The sequence below is a fragment of the Micromonospora sp. NPDC050795 genome, from assembly GCF_044456785.1.
GTDB lineage: Bacteria > Actinomycetota > Actinomycetes > Mycobacteriales > Micromonosporaceae > Micromonospora.
On sequence record NZ_JBITGE010000003.1, the window covers coordinates 78421 to 94109 of the forward strand.

At 70.1% G+C, this 15689-nt stretch carries 13 protein-coding genes, 1 tRNA gene and 1 pseudogene; 4 read left to right on the forward strand and 11 right to left on the reverse strand.

Annotation, left to right across the window (positions count from 1 at the left end):
• Window positions 1-105 precede the first annotated feature (105 nt).
• Window positions 106-2493, reverse strand: a complete 2388-nt coding sequence (locus ACIBEF_RS03985; RefSeq protein WP_396790977.1) for a M4 family metallopeptidase — start codon at window positions 2491-2493, stop codon at window positions 106-108.
• A 168-nt stretch (window positions 2494-2661) separates the two neighbouring features.
• On the opposite strand from ACIBEF_RS03985, the gene ACIBEF_RS03990 reads away from it, so the two are divergent.
• Window positions 2662-3210, forward strand: coding sequence for a hypothetical protein (locus ACIBEF_RS03990; protein ID WP_396790979.1), 549 nt, complete (start codon window positions 2662-2664; stop codon window positions 3208-3210).
• Here the strand turns inward: ACIBEF_RS03990 and ACIBEF_RS03995 are convergent.
• The 4 genes from ACIBEF_RS03995 to ACIBEF_RS04010 all read right to left on the reverse strand — a co-directional run bounded on the left by ACIBEF_RS03995 (window position 3198) and on the right by ACIBEF_RS04010 (window position 5137).
• Window positions 3198-3842, reverse strand: coding sequence for a histidine phosphatase family protein (locus ACIBEF_RS03995; protein ID WP_396790981.1), 645 nt, complete (start codon window positions 3840-3842; stop codon window positions 3198-3200). The genes ACIBEF_RS03990 and ACIBEF_RS03995 overlap by 13 nt on opposite strands.
• A gap of 86 nt (window positions 3843-3928) precedes the next feature.
• Window positions 3929-4348 (reverse strand): VOC family protein, encoded by a 420-nt coding sequence (locus tag ACIBEF_RS04000; RefSeq protein WP_088952055.1) that lies wholly within the window; start codon window positions 4346-4348, stop codon window positions 3929-3931.
• 35 nt (window positions 4349-4383) lie between these two features.
• On the reverse strand, window positions 4384-4785 hold the full coding sequence (locus ACIBEF_RS04005; RefSeq protein ID WP_396790983.1) for a helix-turn-helix domain-containing protein: 402 nt from the start codon (window positions 4783-4785) through the stop codon (window positions 4384-4386).
• A 275-nt stretch (window positions 4786-5060) separates the two neighbouring features.
• Window positions 5061-5137 (reverse strand) — tRNA-Thr (locus ACIBEF_RS04010).
• Window positions 5138-5473: 336 nt separating this feature from the next.
• Between ACIBEF_RS04010 and ACIBEF_RS04015 the strand changes: the two genes are divergently transcribed.
• Complete coding sequence (locus ACIBEF_RS04015) at window positions 5474-6565, forward strand: ABC transporter ATP-binding protein (protein WP_091403085.1); 1092 nt, start codon at window positions 5474-5476, stop codon at window positions 6563-6565.
• 143 nt (window positions 6566-6708) lie between these two features.
• Here the strand turns inward: ACIBEF_RS04015 and rlmB are convergent, their stop codons facing one another.
• Window positions 6709-7842: a 23S rRNA (guanosine(2251)-2'-O)-methyltransferase RlmB gene (rlmB, locus tag ACIBEF_RS04020; protein WP_396790985.1), complete on the reverse strand. Its 1134-nt coding sequence runs from the start codon at window positions 7840-7842 to the stop codon at window positions 6709-6711.
• Window positions 7842-9257, reverse strand: coding sequence for a cysteine--tRNA ligase (gene cysS / locus ACIBEF_RS04025; protein WP_396790987.1), 1416 nt, complete (start codon window positions 9255-9257; stop codon window positions 7842-7844). The genes rlmB and cysS overlap by 1 nt, the downstream gene beginning before the upstream one ends.
• Before the next feature lie 189 nt (window positions 9258-9446).
• Between cysS and ACIBEF_RS04030 the strand changes: the two genes are divergently transcribed.
• On the forward strand, window positions 9447-10106 hold the full coding sequence (locus ACIBEF_RS04030; protein WP_396791274.1) for an IclR family transcriptional regulator: 660 nt from the start codon (window positions 9447-9449) through the stop codon (window positions 10104-10106).
• 657 nt (window positions 10107-10763) lie between these two features.
• On the opposite strand, the gene ACIBEF_RS04035 is transcribed toward ACIBEF_RS04030, so the two are convergent.
• Window positions 10764-11012, reverse strand: a complete 249-nt coding sequence (locus tag ACIBEF_RS04035; RefSeq protein WP_396790989.1) for a hypothetical protein — start codon at window positions 11010-11012, stop codon at window positions 10764-10766.
• A gap of 356 nt (window positions 11013-11368) precedes the next feature.
• On the opposite strand from ACIBEF_RS04035, the gene ACIBEF_RS04040 reads away from it, so the two are divergent.
• Window positions 11369-11731 carry an endonuclease domain-containing protein gene (locus tag ACIBEF_RS04040; protein ID WP_396790991.1) on the forward strand — a complete coding sequence of 121 codons (363 nt, stop codon included), beginning with the start codon at window positions 11369-11371 and terminating at the stop codon, window positions 11729-11731.
• Between the two features lie 200 nt (window positions 11732-11931).
• On the opposite strand, the gene ACIBEF_RS04045 is transcribed toward ACIBEF_RS04040, so the two are convergent.
• The 3 genes and pseudogenes from ACIBEF_RS04045 to ACIBEF_RS04055 form a co-directional block, all read right to left on the reverse strand.
• Window positions 11932-13626 (reverse strand): S8 family serine peptidase, encoded by a 1695-nt coding sequence (locus ACIBEF_RS04045; protein WP_396790993.1) that lies wholly within the window; start codon window positions 13624-13626, stop codon window positions 11932-11934.
• 244 nt (window positions 13627-13870) lie between these two features.
• Window positions 13871-14565: pseudogene (locus ACIBEF_RS04050) on the reverse strand (HAD family hydrolase).
• A gap of 75 nt (window positions 14566-14640) precedes the next feature.
• Complete coding sequence (locus ACIBEF_RS04055; protein ID WP_396790995.1) at window positions 14641-15606, reverse strand: EamA family transporter; 966 nt, start codon at window positions 15604-15606, stop codon at window positions 14641-14643.
• Window positions 15607-15689 lie beyond the last annotated feature (83 nt).

Below are 15689 nucleotides of genomic sequence, written 5' to 3' on the forward strand. Positions count from 1 at the left end.
CCGCTCTGCCCGCCAGCGTCATCGCCCCGCTGCCGCGACCATAACGACGCGGGCCCGACGACCACCGTGAGGGGTGGCCGTCGGGCCCGCGCGTGGGCCGTCAGGTCAGGACACGTTGATCGCGGTGTCGTCGACCACGAACGACGTCTGGAGCGAGGAGTCCTCCACGCCCGTGAACTTCAGACTGACGGTCTGACCGGCGTACGACGCCAGCGAGAAGGACTTCTGGCTGTAGCCGGTGGCCTTGTTCAGGTTCGAGTAGGTCGCCAGCGTGGCCAGCACCGTTCCGCCCGAGTTCAGCACCTGCACGCGCAGCGTGTCGTACGCGACGCTTGTGGTGGTCTCGGCCGAGTCGATGTGCAGCCAGAAGCTGAGCGTGTACGACGAGCAGCCGGTCGGCAGGCTCACCGACTGGGCGAGGGTGTCGGTACGGCTGGTGCCGTACCCGTTCAGCCACGCCTTCCAGGACCCGGTGCGGGCTGCCTGGCTGCTGGAGCTGGTGATCACCCCGGAGCTGGCCGACCAGCCGGTCGCGCCGGACTCGAAGCCCGGGTTGGCCAGCTTCTGCCCCGGGGCGGTGCAGCCGCCGCCGGTGCCGTTCACGGTCAACGTGTAGGTGGCGCTGCGGGTGACCGCGCCCGCTCCGTTCACGGTGACCGAGTAGGTGCCCGGCGGCGTGCTCGCCGACGTGCTGATGGTGAGGGTGGACGAGCCGCCCGAGGTCACCGAGGCGGGGCTGAACGCGGCGCTCGCCCCGCTGGGCAGGCCGGACGCGGAGAACGTCACCGTCTGCGCCGAGCCACTGGTGGTGGCGGTCGACACGGTGGTGGAGACCGAGCTGCCCGGGTTCACCGAGCCTGCGGTCGGCGACAGCGCCACGGAGAAGTCGTTGCCGGTCGAACAGGGCGTGTCGTTGCCGGCCACGTTCACCGCGGTCCACGCGGACTGCACGGCCTTGTACTCGGTGGAGCAGCTGCCGTACAGGTCGGTGGCCGCCCGCAGGCTGTAGGCGCGGGCGGTGTTCGCCGGGTTGCTGGAGCTGACGTACGCCGTGTTCGAGGTGAAGTAGACGTCGAGCGCCCGGAACCAGATCTTCTCGGCCTTGGCGCGGCCGATGCCGGTCACGGCGGGGGCGGAACCGCAGACGGGTGAGGTGCCGTACGCGGTGGCCCCGGTTCCCTCGGCGAGGTTGAAGTAGAAGTGGTTGGCGACGCCGGACGAGTAGTGCACGTCCTTGTTCTTCGTGCTGGTGGACCAGCAGCTGTCCGAGGAGCCGTCAAGCGACGGGTTGTACATGTAGCGCAGCGGTGTCCCGTTGCCATTGATGTTGATCTTCTCGCCGACCTGGTAGTCGCCCGGGTCGGCAGTGGTGTTGGCGTAGAACTCGACCATGTTGCCGAAGATGTCGCTTGTCGCCTCGTTCAGACCACCGGACTCGCCGGAGTAGGTCAGACCACCGGGAACCACGTTCTCAGTCACGCCGTGGCTCATTTCGTGCGCGGCCACGTCGAGCGCGACAAGCGGGCGGGAGTTGCCCGAGCCGTCGCCGTACGTCATCCGGGAGCCGTCCCAGAAGGCGTTCACGTAGTTGTTGCCGTAGTGCACCCGGCTCGGCACGCCGGTGCCGTTGCCGAAGATGCCGTTGCGGGCGTGGGTGTTCTTGAAGTAGTCGAACGTCTTGGCGGCGCCGAAGTGGGCGTCCACGCCTGCTGACTGCCGGCTGGAGGTGGCCCCGGTGCCCCAGGTGTTGTCCGCGTCGGTGAAGGTGGTGCAGCTCGACGTGCCGTTGTTCATGTCGCAGGTCGACCCGTTGCCGTGCGAGGGATCGACAAGCTGGTAGGTGCTGCCGGAGAGCGTCGTGTCGATGCTCACCGTGCCCGAGTAGAGGCTGTTGCCCGTGCCGGTCACCGACTCGATCTCGTCGAACGCACCGACGGCCGCACCCGTGGTGGCATCGGTGATCACGTGCAGCCGGGACGGGGTCTGCCCGTCGGGCTGCCATCCGCTGACCACGGTCTCCCAGGCCAACCGACCCTGTCCGGAACTGGCGTCCACGAACAGTTCCGGCGTGCCCACCGTCTCGGCCTTACCGGCGAACCGGGAGCTGGCGGCCTTCTTCGCGGCTGCCGCGGTGGTCCTGGCCGAGGTGGCGAGGGTCAGCGGGGCGGCCAGCCCGACCGAACTGCCGGCGTACGTACCGTTTGGCGCGGTGTGGATGACGAAGTCGCCGCCGTACACCCGCAGGCCCTGGTAGGTCCGGGTGTAGCGGGTGTGCGCGGCGCCACTGGGGTCAACCTTGGTGCTGTGCACCTGGTAGGACTCGGCGCTCGAACCCTGGACCGCGCCGGGGTTCGTCTGTAGGACGGTTGCCGCTCGGGCCACGGCGGAGGCGTCCGGCGAGTTGGGCGGAGCCGCGTGCGCCGTGGTGACGACGCAGGTCAGCAGGCCGCTGGTGAGCAGCGCTGCGCTGACTGCGGCAAGAGGTCGTTTCACGTGCCCTCCTGGAAGGAGAAGAGTGTGACGGGGGTAGTCACACATGTAGATATAGCGATACATGCGTGAAGAGAAAAGCCCTCGACTGCTTCCAGACATCGGCAATGGCCGAACGGATGATGGGTCTTGACGAGGGAACCAACACCCTGAACCACGCGTCCGACGACCATGAGACCCGCCCCGATCACCGGCGTCACGATCGCGCTACTGGCCGCCCTCCTGGCCGGCTGCACCAGCGCTGACCGGGCCGGTAGCAACCCTGACCAGCCGCCGAACAGCCCCGGCACGAACCTGCCCGCTCCGACCACCGGCGCTCCGCCCCCGACCGCCGCACCCACGGTCAGCGCCGAAGCCAGCGGTGCGGCCCCCCGAGTGACGCTGCGAATCTCCGGTGGCTTCGCCGGGCGCGGTGACTCCATCGCCGTCGAGCCGGACGGTAGGTGGACCGTGACGGACCGGGCCGGCAGTCGGCGCAACGGCCGGCTCTCACCAGCCGACCAGGCCACCCTCGCGGGCCTGACCGCCGACCCCCGGCTCGCCAGCGAGGCGCAGCGACCCACCACCGCGACCAACTGCGCGGACGTGATGAACTACCGCCTCACCGTGGCCAGCAACGACACCGCGTACGTCGACTGCCCGACCGACGGGCCGCCACCGCCTGCCACCCAGGCGGTGGTCAAGCTGCTGCTGCGGACCACCGCGTCCTACGTCAGATAGTCCGGGGGCAGGCCGGTGCCCCGCAGCTCCGGCGGCAGGTGGGCCACGTCGTTGACGGTGATCAGATTCGGCGGCCCGGCCGCGCTGTAGCGGATGACGGTCAGCCCCGCGTTGTGCGCGTTCAAGCCCAGCCAGCGCCACTCCGGCGCGTCGAGGGCGTGCCGCACCAGCCAGGCGATCAGGAAACTGTGCGTCACGACCAGCTCGCGGACCGGTTCGCCGCCGACGGGACCCTCGGCCACCGGACCGGCGAACCGGCGCACCGCGTCCGCCGTCACTCGCGGCCCGTCGGCCCGCTCGGCCGCCGAGAACTGTGTCAGGAACTCGGCGTACGCGGGCGGCAGCCCAGCCGGGTCCGTGTCGTGTGGGAGGTGGTCGCCGGCCAGCTCCGTCTCGTACACCGGGACATCGGGCAGCGACTTGGCGACCAGCTCGGCGGTCTGCGCGGCCCGGCGCAGCGGCCCGTGGTGGACGGCGGCGAACCGTCGGGCCCCCAGGCGTTCGCCCAGCAGGGTGGCCTGCCGCCGGCCGCGCTCCGACAGGCCGGTATCCGGTTCGCCGGCGTCCGGCCCACTCGGCTCGGAGAGATCCTGCTCGGCGTGTCGGGCCAGGTACAGCAGTCGGGTCACCATGATCCCCACCTCAACACACCGGGAGGTACGAGTTCGACCCCGTACCTCCCGGTCCTAACGCCGCAGCCCGGCTGACCGCACGCCCGCTACGCCCGGGGGAACATCTGGCCGATGCGGATCCGGTTGCCGAACGGGTCCCGGATGCCGAAGTCGATCCCGTACGGGCGCTCGGTCGGCTCGTCCGTGATCTCGACGCCCTTCGCCACAAGGTCCTCGTGCGTCTTGCGGGCGTCGTCAGTGGTCATGAAGAGGTACCCGCCGAGGGCACCCTTGGTGAGCAGCTCCCGGACCTGCTCGGCGGTGGCCGGGTCCAGTGCGGGCGGGCCGGGCTTCTCCAACAGGATCTCGCGCTCCGGGTCGCCGGGCAGGTTGACAGTGAGCCACCGCATGAAGCCGAGGTCCTGGTCGGTGTTGACCTCCATGCCGAGCTTGTTGACGTAGAAGTCAAGCGCGGCGTCCTGGTCGAGGACGTAGATCTGGGAGCGGCTGATCGCGTTCATCGTCATGCCCATGACGCTAGAGGTAGCCCCTGACCTGCTGCTTATCCAAAACTGCTTGGTCGGGTCCAGGCTTTGGTGAAGCACGACGGCACGTTGGCCGGCGCGACGCGCTGACGCCGGAAATCCGAGGGCGACTCCCCGACGATCTGCCGGAACGTCCGGCTGAACGTGCCCAGGCTGCCGAAGCCGACGGCGTAACAGATGTCCGTCACGTCCCGGTCGGTCTCCAGCAGCAACGACATCGCCCGCTCCACCCGGCGGCGTTGCAGGTAGCGGTGCGGGGTCTCACCGAAGGTGGCCCGGAAGGTACGGATGAAGTGCGCCTGCGAGACGTGCGCGATCCGGGCCAACACGGGGATGTCCAGCGGCTCGGCGTACGCCCGGTCCATCGCGTCCCGGGCGCGCAGCATCGCCCGGTTCGACTCCTCCACCGCCCGACTCATCTGCCCCCGACCCGCTCCGCGCTGCTCCGGCCCAGGTTACCGCCGGGCACCGTGTTGTGCCGGAGGCACAGCTCAAGCCATCGACTGCCGCCGGTCTCAGCGGATATCAGCCGCGCCGCCTTCAGGCTCTTGACGCAGCGCTGCCCAAAGAAGTCGCACAAGGCTGATGAATCTCATTGCCGGCCTCACGACAGCGAGCTTGGTCGAAGTTCGGTTGCCCCTCGGGGGCAACCGGCAGAGGCACACCAGCGCCGATCGGAAAGGTCTGATGTAATTGGAGCCCCCGGCCGGGATCGAACCGGCGACATCTCGCTTACAAGGCGAGTGCTCTGGCCAGCTGAGCTACAGGGGCGCGCGCGTCGAGGTCAGCATAGCGACTGATCTCCGGTAATCCCGATCGCGAGGCCTCCCGAGCACGGGAATCGTCAACAAGCCGACGCAGACTCGTTGGCGACGGCGTCGATTGATGTCTGACCGTGCCCGAGTGACCGGAATGCGTAGCCCGACTGGTGAGCGGGGCGGCCCCCGCCTTGGCAGCACGGGGAAACGCGTTTACGGTTCACACACGGATGACGACCGGGCGCCCCCGCGACTGAGCGCCGTCCGATGACCGGCACGGACACGTGCCGGTTGCTCCTTCACTCGGATCGTCCGGCACGTTCCTGCCGGTGAAAGGAAGCGCTTCACCATGGCTACGGTCACCTATTCCAAGGCATCCCGGGTCTACCCGGGCCAAGAGCGTCCCGCCGTCAACGAGCTGGACCTCGAGATCGGCGACGGGGAGTTCCTCGTCCTGGTCGGCCCCTCCGGTTGCGGTAAGTCCACCAGCCTGCGGATGCTCGCCGGCCTGGAGGACGTGGACGCCGGTTCGATCTACATCGACCAGCGTGACGTCACTCACCTTCCCCCGAAGGCCCGCGACATCGCGATGGTCTTCCAGAACTACGCCCTCTACCCGCACATGACGGTGTACGAGAACATGGCGTTCGCCCTCAAGCTCCGCAAGACCTCCAAGTCGGAGATCGACCGGCGGGTCAAGGAGGCGGCCGGGCTGCTCCAACTGGAGGAGTACCTCAGCCGTAAGCCGAAGGCGCTCTCCGGTGGTCAGCGTCAGCGTGTCGCGATGGGCCGGGCGATCGTCCGCGAGCCGCAGGTCTTCCTCATGGACGAGCCGCTGTCGAACCTCGACGCCAAGCTCCGCGTGCAGACCCGTACCCAGATCGCGTCCCTGCAGGCCAAGCTGGGCGTCACCACTGTCTACGTCACGCACGACCAGGTCGAGGCCATGACCATGGGTCACCGGGTCGCGGTGCTGCTCGACGGTGTTCTCCAGCAGGTGGACACCCCGCGGGCGCTCTACGACACCCCGGCCAACGTGTTCGTCGCCGGCTTCATGGGCTCGCCCGCCATGAACATCAAGACCGTTCCGCTGAACGAGCGGGGCGCCGAGTTCGCCGAGCTGCAGATCCCGCTGACCCGCGAGCAGGTCGAGGCGGCCCGCGCCGAGGGTGGCGACGGCAAGGTCACCGTGGGCTTCCGTCCGGAGGACTGCGAGCTGGTCAGCCCGACCGAGGGCGGCATGCCGGTGGTTGTCGAGCTGGTCGAGGACCTCGGCTCGGACGCCAACGTCTACGGTCACGCCGCGCTGGGTGGCAACTCGGAGCGCTTCGTCGTCCGCACCGACCGGCGCAACATGCCGAACATGGGCGACACCGTGTTCGTCAAGCCGGTTGCCGGTCGCAGCCACGTCTTCCACGCCGCCACCGGTGGCCGGATCTGACGTAACGCCGTACCGACAGGGGCGGTCCGCTTCGGCGGGCCGCCCCTTCGTCGTACCGAAAACGGTTCTTCAGCCTGCCTGGGCGCCCGACGACGAAGGCCCCCGCCCGCGCTCGGCGGGAGGGGGCCTTCGGTCGACGTGCGCTACAGCTCGACGGAGCGCCGGCGGGCGACCTCGGCCAGGGCGACCGCCGCCGCCACACTGGCGTTGAGCGACTCGACCTCGGAGATCATCGGGATGCTGACGGTCAGGTCGCAGGTCTCCCCGACCAGGCGGGAAAGACCGCGCCCCTCGGAACCGACCACCACCACCAGCGGACCGACCGCGGCCTCCAGGTTGTAGAGATCGGTGTCGCCGTCGGCGTCCAGGCCGACGACCATGAAGCCGGCGTCCCGGCACGCCTTCAGCGACCGGGTCAGGTTGGTCACCTGCGCGACCGGCACCCGCGCGGCCGCGCCGGCGCTGGTCCGCCAGGCGGTCGCGGTGATCCCGGCGGCACGACGCTCGGGTACGAAGACACCCTGCGCGCCGAACGCGGCAGCCGACCGGATCACGGCGCCCAGGTTGCGCGGGTCGGTGACACCGTCCAGCGCCACCAGCAGCGGGGCCTGCTGCTCCAGGGCAGCGGCGACCATGTCCTCGAACGGCTGGTACGCGAAGGGCGGCACCTGCAGGCCGACGCCCTGGTGCAGCACCCCGCCGGTCATCCGGTCCAACTCGGCGCGGCTGATCTCCAGGTTGGCGATGCCCCGGTCGGCGGCGGTCCGGAGGATCTCGTTGACCCGGTCGTCCATGTCGATGCCCTGGGCCGTGTAGAGCGCCGTCGCCGGCACGTTGGCGCGCAGCGCCTCCAGCACCGGGTTACGCCCGACCAACAGCTCCGGGGTGTCCTTGGACGGGTTGGACTTGCGCCCCGGCGCGACCCGGGGGCCGGACCGGCCGGTGGGCTTGCCGCCCCGTCCGCCGGTGGCAGCACCCCGGCCCACCGGTACGCCCCGACCGCCGCCCCTACCCCAGGTGGTGTCCTTGGAGCCGGGCTGACCGATCTTGGGTGCGCGCCCCTCCTCGGCCGCCGCGCGGCGCTCCTTGTCCTGCTTCCAGGCGGTGCGCTGGGGCAGCTTCTCGGTGCCCGAGTAGCCCTTGTGCCACGGTCGCTCGTCCGCGGGCAGGGTGCGACCCCGCCCGGCCAACGAGTCCTTGTTCTTGCCGCCGGTGCCCTTGGGGGCGCCTGCCTTCGACGTCAGTCGCCGGCCACGGCGCTGCGAGTTGCCGGCCATCAGTCCTGCTCTCCAATAGTCCAACGGGGGCCCTGGGGGGTGTCCTCGACCACCACGCCGGCCAGCTTGAGCTGGTCACGCACGGCGTCCGCGGCAGCCCAGTCCTTGCGGCCCCGCGCCTGCGCACGCTGCTCCAGGGCCAGCGCGATCAGAGAGTCCACCACGGCACGAAGATCGTCCGATCGGCCGCCGCCGGTCCAGGCCGGGTCGAGGGGGTCGATCCCGAGAATATCCAGCATTGCCCGCACCACGGCCAGAGTGGTGCGGACGGTCACATCGTCGCCGACGCTCAGCGCGGTGTTGCCGTCCCGAATGTGCTGTTGCAGCACGGCCAACGCGGCGGACGTGTTGAGGTCGTCGTCCATCGCGGCGACGAAGCCGGCGGGCAGCTCACCGAGCTGCCCGGCACCGACCCGCTCGGCGGCCCGCTGCACGAAACCCTCGATCCGCCGGTACGCGGTGGCCGCGTCACGCAGCGAATCCTCCGAGTAGTCGATCACCGAACGGTAGTGCGCGGCGGCGTAGTAGTAGCGCAGCTCCACCGGCCGCACCCCGAGCGAGTCCACGTACGCCAGGCCCAGCGCGTTGCCGGCGGACTTGCCCATCTTGGCTCCGCCGATGCTCAGCAGCCCGTGGTGCACCCAGTAGCGGGCGAACGGCAACCCGGCCGCCTGGGACTGGGCGATCTCGTTCTCGTGGTGCGGGAACGTCAGATCCAGGCCACCCCCGTGGATGTCGAACTCCGGGCCGAGATAGCGCCAGCACATCGCCGAGCACTCGATGTGCCAGCCCGGACGGCCCAGACCCCACAGTGAAGGCCAGTACGCGTCCGCCGGCTCGTCCGGTTTGGCACCCTTCCACAGCGCGAAGTCGCGCGGATCCCGCTTGCCCCGATCCGGGGCGTCCCCAGCGGACTGCATGGCGTCCGGAGACTGACCCGACAGCGACCCGTACGCCGGCCAGGACGCCACGTCGAAGTAGACGTCGCCGGAGCCGTCACTCGCCGGGTACGCGTGCCCGTCGGCGATCAACTTCGTGATCAGCTCGTGCATCTCCGGAATGTGCCCGGTGGCGCGCGGCTCGTAGGTGGGCGCCAGCACGTTCAACGACCGGTACGACTCGGCGAGCAGCAGCTCGTTGGCGTACGCGATCGACCAGAACGGACGACCCTGCTCGCCGGCCTTGACCAGGATCTTGTCGTCGATGTCGGTCAGGTTGCGAATGAAGGTGACCTCGTAGCCGGCGGCCAACAGCCAACGGCGCAGGACGTCATAGTTGACGCCGGAGCGAAGGTGACCGATGTGCGGCGGAGCCTGAAGGGTGAGACCACACAGGTAGACCCCCACCTTGCCGGCTTCCCGCGGGACGAAGTCCCGCACCGATCGGGTGGCAGTGTCATACAGGCGTAGCGTCACCGTACAAGGGTAGCTGTCCGTGCCTGTCCGGGTCCGCCGGTGCCGGGTCGTACGCTGCCAGGCGTGGATGCGACCGCACGCTCCGGTGGCTCCGGTGACCCGCCAGCCAACCCCACCACCCCCGCCGACCCGGCCCTCGAGCCTGGCGTGCGCCCGGCCGACCCGGCCCACGGGCGGACCGAGGCTGGCGTGCGGCCGACCGACGCGGTTCCGGGGCGGGGCGGGGAGACGTCGCAGACGCTGGACCGGGGGTTACGGCTGCTGCACCTGGTGGCCGACGTCTCCGGCGGTTTGACCGTCACCGAGGCCGCGAATCGGCTCGGCATCGGCCGGGCCGCCGTCTACCGCCTGGTCACTGCGCTGGCCGGGCACGGCATGCTGCGTCGCGACGGAGACGGTCGGCTGCGCCTCGGTGCCGGGTTGCTGCATCTGGCCCGACGGGCCCAGCCGCTGCTCGCCGAGGGTGCGCTGCCCGCGCTACGCCGCCTCGCCGAGCAGACCGGCGCGACCGCACACCTGACCGTCGTCGAAGGTGGCGAGGGCGTCGCGCTGGCCGTGGTCGAGCCGAGCTGGACGTCGTTCCACGTCGCGTACCGGGCCGGGGCACGACACCCACTGGAGCGGGGGGCGGCCGGACGGGCGATCCTTGCCGGTCGCGCCGGGTCGGCCGAGCCCCTGAGTAGCAGCGGAGAATTGCAGGCCGGAGCGTACGGGGTGGCCGCACCGGTGCTCGGCGTACCCGGCCTGGAAGCCAGCGTCGGAGTGGTCGCGCTCGCCCCGCTGGACGTCGACTCCATCGGCCCTGAGGTCCTGGCCGCCGCCCGCGCGATCGCCACCGCCCTCACCTGACCCCTGACCGCCGCACGCCCTCACCGCCCCGCCGCACGCCGCCCCGCCACACGCCGCCCCGGCTTGATCAACTCGGGTTCACGGAAGTCGCGGTGTCCTAGAGCCAGCGACCGCCCGACTTTCAGGAACGCGAGTGGATCACCGCCCGTCGGCGGCTCGAATGTCTGATTGGTCGGCCGCACTGGCCGGTGCCATAGCACGGTTGGCTGGCGGATTGGTCGTTGTCCACAGGGCCGGCGGCACCCGCGGGCCCGCTTGTCCACAGGGGTTTCGGTGGCCGGTCGGTGGTCGGCAGGCTGCGTGGCATGCCCCCACGTCCGCATCGCCCCGATGCCCTGACCTGGCAGGTCTTCCGCGGCTCCGACGCTGTCCGGGACGGCCTGCTCACCGAACATCAGTTGCGCAACTCTGCCTGGGTGCGGTTGCGCCACGACATCTACGCCGATGCGCGGTTGGATCGGGACCACGCCCTCGCGTGTCGCGCCGCCCTCCTCCGGCTGCCGCCCGGCGTGGTGGTCGGCGGCCCGTCTGCCGCCTACCTGCACGGCGTCCAACATGCCGCGAGCTTCACCGACGACGTCCACGTCCTCGTGCCCCGACCGCTGCGGATCGGCCCACAGCGTGGCCTCCGCGTGCACGTCAACGCCATCACCCCGCTCACGGCGAGCGAGACCGCTGCGCCGACGGCGTCAACCACGCGACGACCGGCAGGCACAAGACGACCACCAGACGCAGGTCGACAGCCAGAGGCAGGTCGACAGCCAGAGGCGAGCTGTCCGTCGACCCCAGGAAACCGGCCAGACGCAGGACGACCGCCAGACGCAGGACGACCGCCAGACGCAGGACGACCACCAGACGCAGGACGAATGCCGGTCGCAGGACGACCGCCGAGCGCGGGAAGTCCACGTGATGCAACGCGACCTACGGGAGTGGGCCGCCCGCCTGCCGGCGTCAGGTCACCACGCCCAGCACGGCAGCTGTCCCGCCCGGCCGCGGTGTCCGTCGGAGCAGAGGGCTTGGTGGTGGCCGACCGGGGCGATGGGTGGGCGACGGCCAGTCCGCCCGGGACCAGGGAGCGGGACCTCCCCATCCCCCGATCAGATCCCGGGCGGGCCGCCTGGGAGACGGCTGTCTGGCTCGACCCGATCCGGGCAGTCGCCATCGTCGACTCGCTGCTCGGTCAGGGGCTTACCGACCGCGACGCGCTCGACACCATGGCTGCCCGCAACGCTGACCGCCCCGGTGCGCGACGAGCGCGCTGGGTGTTCGACCTGGCCGACGCTGGAGCCGAGTCTCCGCCCGAATCGCACCTGCGCGTCCGGTTGGTGCTGGGTGGGCTGCCGCGCCCGGCGGTTCAACATCCGGTGCGCCTGCCCACCGGACTTGTTCTGCATCCCGATCTGGCCTGGCCGCAATATCGGGTGGCGGTGGAGTACGACGGAAAGTGGCACTCCGGCGTGGAGCAACTGCACCGCGATCGCCGTCGGCTCAACCAGCTTGTCACCGCGGGTTGGCTGGTTCTGCACGTGACCAGTCGACGGCTGCACGGTGAATTCCCAGCGGTGCTTCGAGAGATACGCGACGCGCTGGTCAGCCGAGGCTGGCGCCAGGGATCGTCCAGATGACCAGGATCAACTCGGGTTCCTGGAAACCGCGCCATCCTTCATCCACCAACACCGCGCATTCATGCAAACCGAGTCGATCATGGTCACTCGTCGGGCGACGGCCCGTGACCGGAGGGATGGACGACCCGAGGCCCGGTCGACGACGTGTCGACCGGGCCCCGGAGGACGGTGGCGGTTGGGCCACCGCAGTGCGATGTGCGCTACGGGCGGGCGTTCGGCTTGAGCGGGGTCTTCACCGCCGCGTAGGCGTCGACGATCCCGTAGCCGTAGAAGCCGTTGAAGTTGACCCCACCGGCGCAGTACGCGTCGTAGGTCTCGTCCCGGCCCTCATTGCGGTACTGCTGCAGGCGCGGCTCCGGGCACGCGTGCTCGGCGGCCGTGCGGTAGAGGTGCTGCTCGACCTGGTCCGGCGACATCCCGAAACCATTCCGACCCTGCGCCTTGCCGTACCGGCTGACGATCAGCGCGGCGACACCGGCGGCGTGCGGGGACGCCATCGAGGTGCCCTGGAGGTACGTGTAGTAGCCGCACTCACCGTTGGCCTTGCACTGCTTGAAGACCGAATTCTCGAAGCCGGGGACGATGTTGCCGTCGGCGTCGACCGATTCTTCCTCCTGAAGCACGTGCTTCGGGTACGAGGAGAGAATCATGTTGGCATCGGTACGGAAGGTGTCGGTGCCGAAGCCGTCCCGGAACCAGCCTCCCGGCGCGGCGACCGAGATCTGCTCGGTGCCGTAGTTGGAGAAGTCCGACTTCTTGCCGGACGGGCCGACCGACGACACGCCGATCACGTGCGGGCCCTCGGTGGGGAGGTCCCAGCAGCTCTCGTTGTCGATCGGTCGGGGGTACGGGTCGGCGCCGTAGTCGGGGCTCGAGACATCGGTGCGCGGTGCACCCAGGTCCTCGTTGTTGTTGCCGAGCGCACCGACGAGGGTCACGCCCTTGTTGTGCGCGAAGACCAGCGCCCGCTTCATCGCCTTGATGATGGCCCGCTGCTCGGCCTGGTCCTCCGGGGAATCGGCCGGGTTGGCGGTGCAGTTGTAGAGCCACGGGTCGACATAGAACGACATGTTGACCACGTCGATCCCGGAGCGGCCGGCGTAGACCAGAGCGTTGACGACCGGGTCGAGGAAGAAGTAGCCGGAGTCCTGGCCACCCTTGAGCTCCACCAGCGAGACGTTCGGGGCGACGCCGGAGAGTCCGAAGCCGTTGGCCGCGGCGCCGATGGTGCCGGCCACGTGGGTGCCGTGCCCGCCGTCGTCGGTGCCGACCGGGTCGAGGCAGCTCGGCACCTCGCAGGGGCCGTCCACGTCGGTCAGGTCGGGCGCGAAGTTTCGCGACAGCGACCAGTTGAAGTTCGGCGCGATGTCCGGGTTGCTGGCGTCGACGCCGGTGTCCAGTACGCCGACGGTCACCCGACGGTCGCCCGGCTCGATCTTGCGGGCCTTGTCGGCCCGGATCATCTCCAGGCCCCAGAGCTTGTCGTCGAGCGGATCGAGCTTGGCACCCTTCTCGGCAGCACCGGCAGCACCGGCACGAGCACCGGCAGCGGCCAGCAGGTGCTCCTGCTCGACCCGGTCCAGCTTCGGCTTGCGGCCGATGGCCTTCTGCTCGGCGGCACCGATCAGCGTTGGCGCGGCGGTCGCCCTGGCCGCGAAGTCGGCCCGGTCGCTGCTGACCTGGAACATGCCGACCTCATCGGACCTGGACACCACAGTGCCGCCAGCCGCCCGGATCGCGGCGACGGCCGTGTCGGTGGCGACACCATCCTCGGCGACGACGGTGAAGGTCCGGGAATCGCTCGGCGCGGCGTTGGCCGGCACACCCAACCCCGTAGCCGTAAGTGCCAGCACAGCCGCGGTCGCGACCGTACGGGCGGTGAAGCGCTTGCTCACCACATCGGATCCTCTCGTTGAGGGACGTGCCAGCCATCACACAACACCGATCCGCATCGCGCCAGATGGACGCCCGTTATGGCCGTGAATCAAGCCAGTTCGGGCCGCACCCGGCCGCACGGAGAGGCCGCACCGACACAGCCCGAACAGAGCGGCCGCACCGACACAGGCCGCACCGACACAGCCCGTACAGACAGGCCGCACAGACACAGGCCGCACAGAAATTTGCGCCGGCCGGCTCGACCTACACGCCTACCGCGTCCACAGCCAGTTTGGCGAGCGCGGCCGGCAGCTCGGCCATGCCGGAAACTTCGGCATCGGGTGGGCAGCCGGGCGGGCGAGGCAGGCCGAGTCGGTTCAGCCACACCGACCGCAGGCCGGCCCGGCGAGGCGCCACCACGTCGTGCTCCCAGGAGTCGCCGACGTACACGATCTGTCCGGCTGGCATCCCGGCCGCCGCGACCACCGCGGCGTAGAACTCCGGGGCCGGCTTCTTGGGCAGGCCGTTCTCGTGCGCGTACAGCTCGAAGGCGAACTCGCCCGTGAGTCCGCACCGTTCGGCGCGGCTGTTGCCGTTGGTGGCGAAGCCCAGCGTGTACCGGCCGCGCAGCGTGGCCAGCGCCGGTGTTACGTCGGGAAACGGTCGGGTGAGGGCGAAGCGCTGGGCGAAGAAGAGCTCCGTGATCTCGTCCAGGTGGTGGACCAGCGCGGCGCGGGCCAGCGAACGGGCCAGTGCGGCGCGCCGGATCTCCGCCACCGGGGCGGCCTTCAGCTCGCCGAAGACCGCGCCCCAGTCCGACTCCAGTTCGGCGAGCGTCACCCCGGCCGCCGCCGATGTCCGTCGTCGCATCTCGTCGAGGACCGCCACCAGCCCGCCGTGACCGCCGGACGCAGGTCCAGAAGCGTTTCGTCAGCGTCGAACACCACAGTGGTCAGCACGACACCCACCCTCTCACCGTCAGCGGAAGCCACCGGCAGCGCTAGTCACCGACAGTGAACCACCACCCGCCGAGGTCACCGACCGTCAAGCGCCAGCTCGGGCTCGGGTGTGACCGGCGCAGGCGTCGAGGGCGATCCCCGCAGCTCGTCGAGGCGTACCAGGGCGACACCGGCGACGATCAGCGCACCGCCGAACAACTGCCAGCCGGTGGGCAGCTCGTTCAGGAACAGCCAGGCGATCAGCACTGCGAAGAGCACCTCGGTCAGCCCGACGAACGACGACAGGCGGGGCCCGAGGATCCGGGTGCCGGCGATGCCGGCGAGGTACGCGATGACGGCGGCCACCAGCGACAGCCCGGCGATGGGCACCAGCCAGCTGGTGGGCTGCCCGGCGAAGGTGACCTCACCGAAGGTGGCGTGCAACGGCAGCAGGCCGGTCAGCCCGATGAGCAACAGCACGGCGGCACCGACGGCCATCCCACCGCTGGCCATGGCGACTGAGGGCAGCCGGGGGTCGACGCGGCCGGCGAGCACGAAGTATCCGGCCAGGCCGAATGCCGCGCCCAGCCCCCAGAGCACGCCCACCGGGTGGAAGTCGGAGGTGCCGGCGAGGTCGAGCACGAACGCGAGTCCGGCCAGCGCGGCCACCGACCCGGCGATGGTGAGCCGGCGGGGCGGCTGCCCGTGCCGCAGCCACATCCAGATCACGACGAGGATGATGCCCAGGTATTCCAGCAGCAGCGCGACACCGACCGGCAGGTAGCGCACGGCGTTGAAGTAGCACACCTGGGCCACCGCTACCCCGAGGAGCCCGAACAGCCCGACGGTCGCGGCGTTGCTTCGCAGCACGTCCCATTTGCCCCGCAGCGACAGCAGGGCGGGGATCGCCAGTACCAGGGCGGCCACGCCGACGCGGGCGATCACCGCGGACTCGGCTGACCAGCCGGCCTCGATGAGCGACCGCGCGAAGGTGCCGGAGGTGGCGAAGGTGACTGCGGCGAGCAGCGCCAGCCCGATGCCGGCAGCAGATCGTGGGTGCATGTCGCGCTCCTCCGGATGGGCACCGTGTCATGAGCAAACTATCCTTGTGCTGATGACGCTAGGCGGAAGCCGTGACAGGAGTC

Coding starts and splice junctions, on each gene's coding strand:
- ACIBEF_RS04055 (WP_396790995.1), bottom strand. CDS start 15,606: ATGCACCCACGATCTGCTGCCGGCATCGGGCTGGCGCTGCTCGCCGCA.
- ACIBEF_RS04005 (WP_396790983.1), bottom strand. CDS start 4,785: ATGAGTCGGGCGGTGGAGGAGTCGAACCGGGCGATGCTGCGCGCCCGG.
- ACIBEF_RS03990 (WP_396790979.1), top strand. CDS start 2,662: ATGAGACCCGCCCCGATCACCGGCGTCACGATCGCGCTACTGGCCGCC.
- ACIBEF_RS04000 (WP_088952055.1), bottom strand. CDS start 4,348: ATGACGATGAACGCGATCAGCCGCTCCCAGATCTACGTCCTCGACCAG.
- ACIBEF_RS03995 (WP_396790981.1), bottom strand. CDS start 3,842: ATGGTGACCCGACTGCTGTACCTGGCCCGACACGCCGAGCAGGATCTC.
- ACIBEF_RS04015 (WP_091403085.1), top strand. CDS start 5,474: ATGGCTACGGTCACCTATTCCAAGGCATCCCGGGTCTACCCGGGCCAA.
- rlmB (WP_396790985.1), bottom strand. CDS start 7,842: ATGGCCGGCAACTCGCAGCGCCGTGGCCGGCGACTGACGTCGAAGGCA.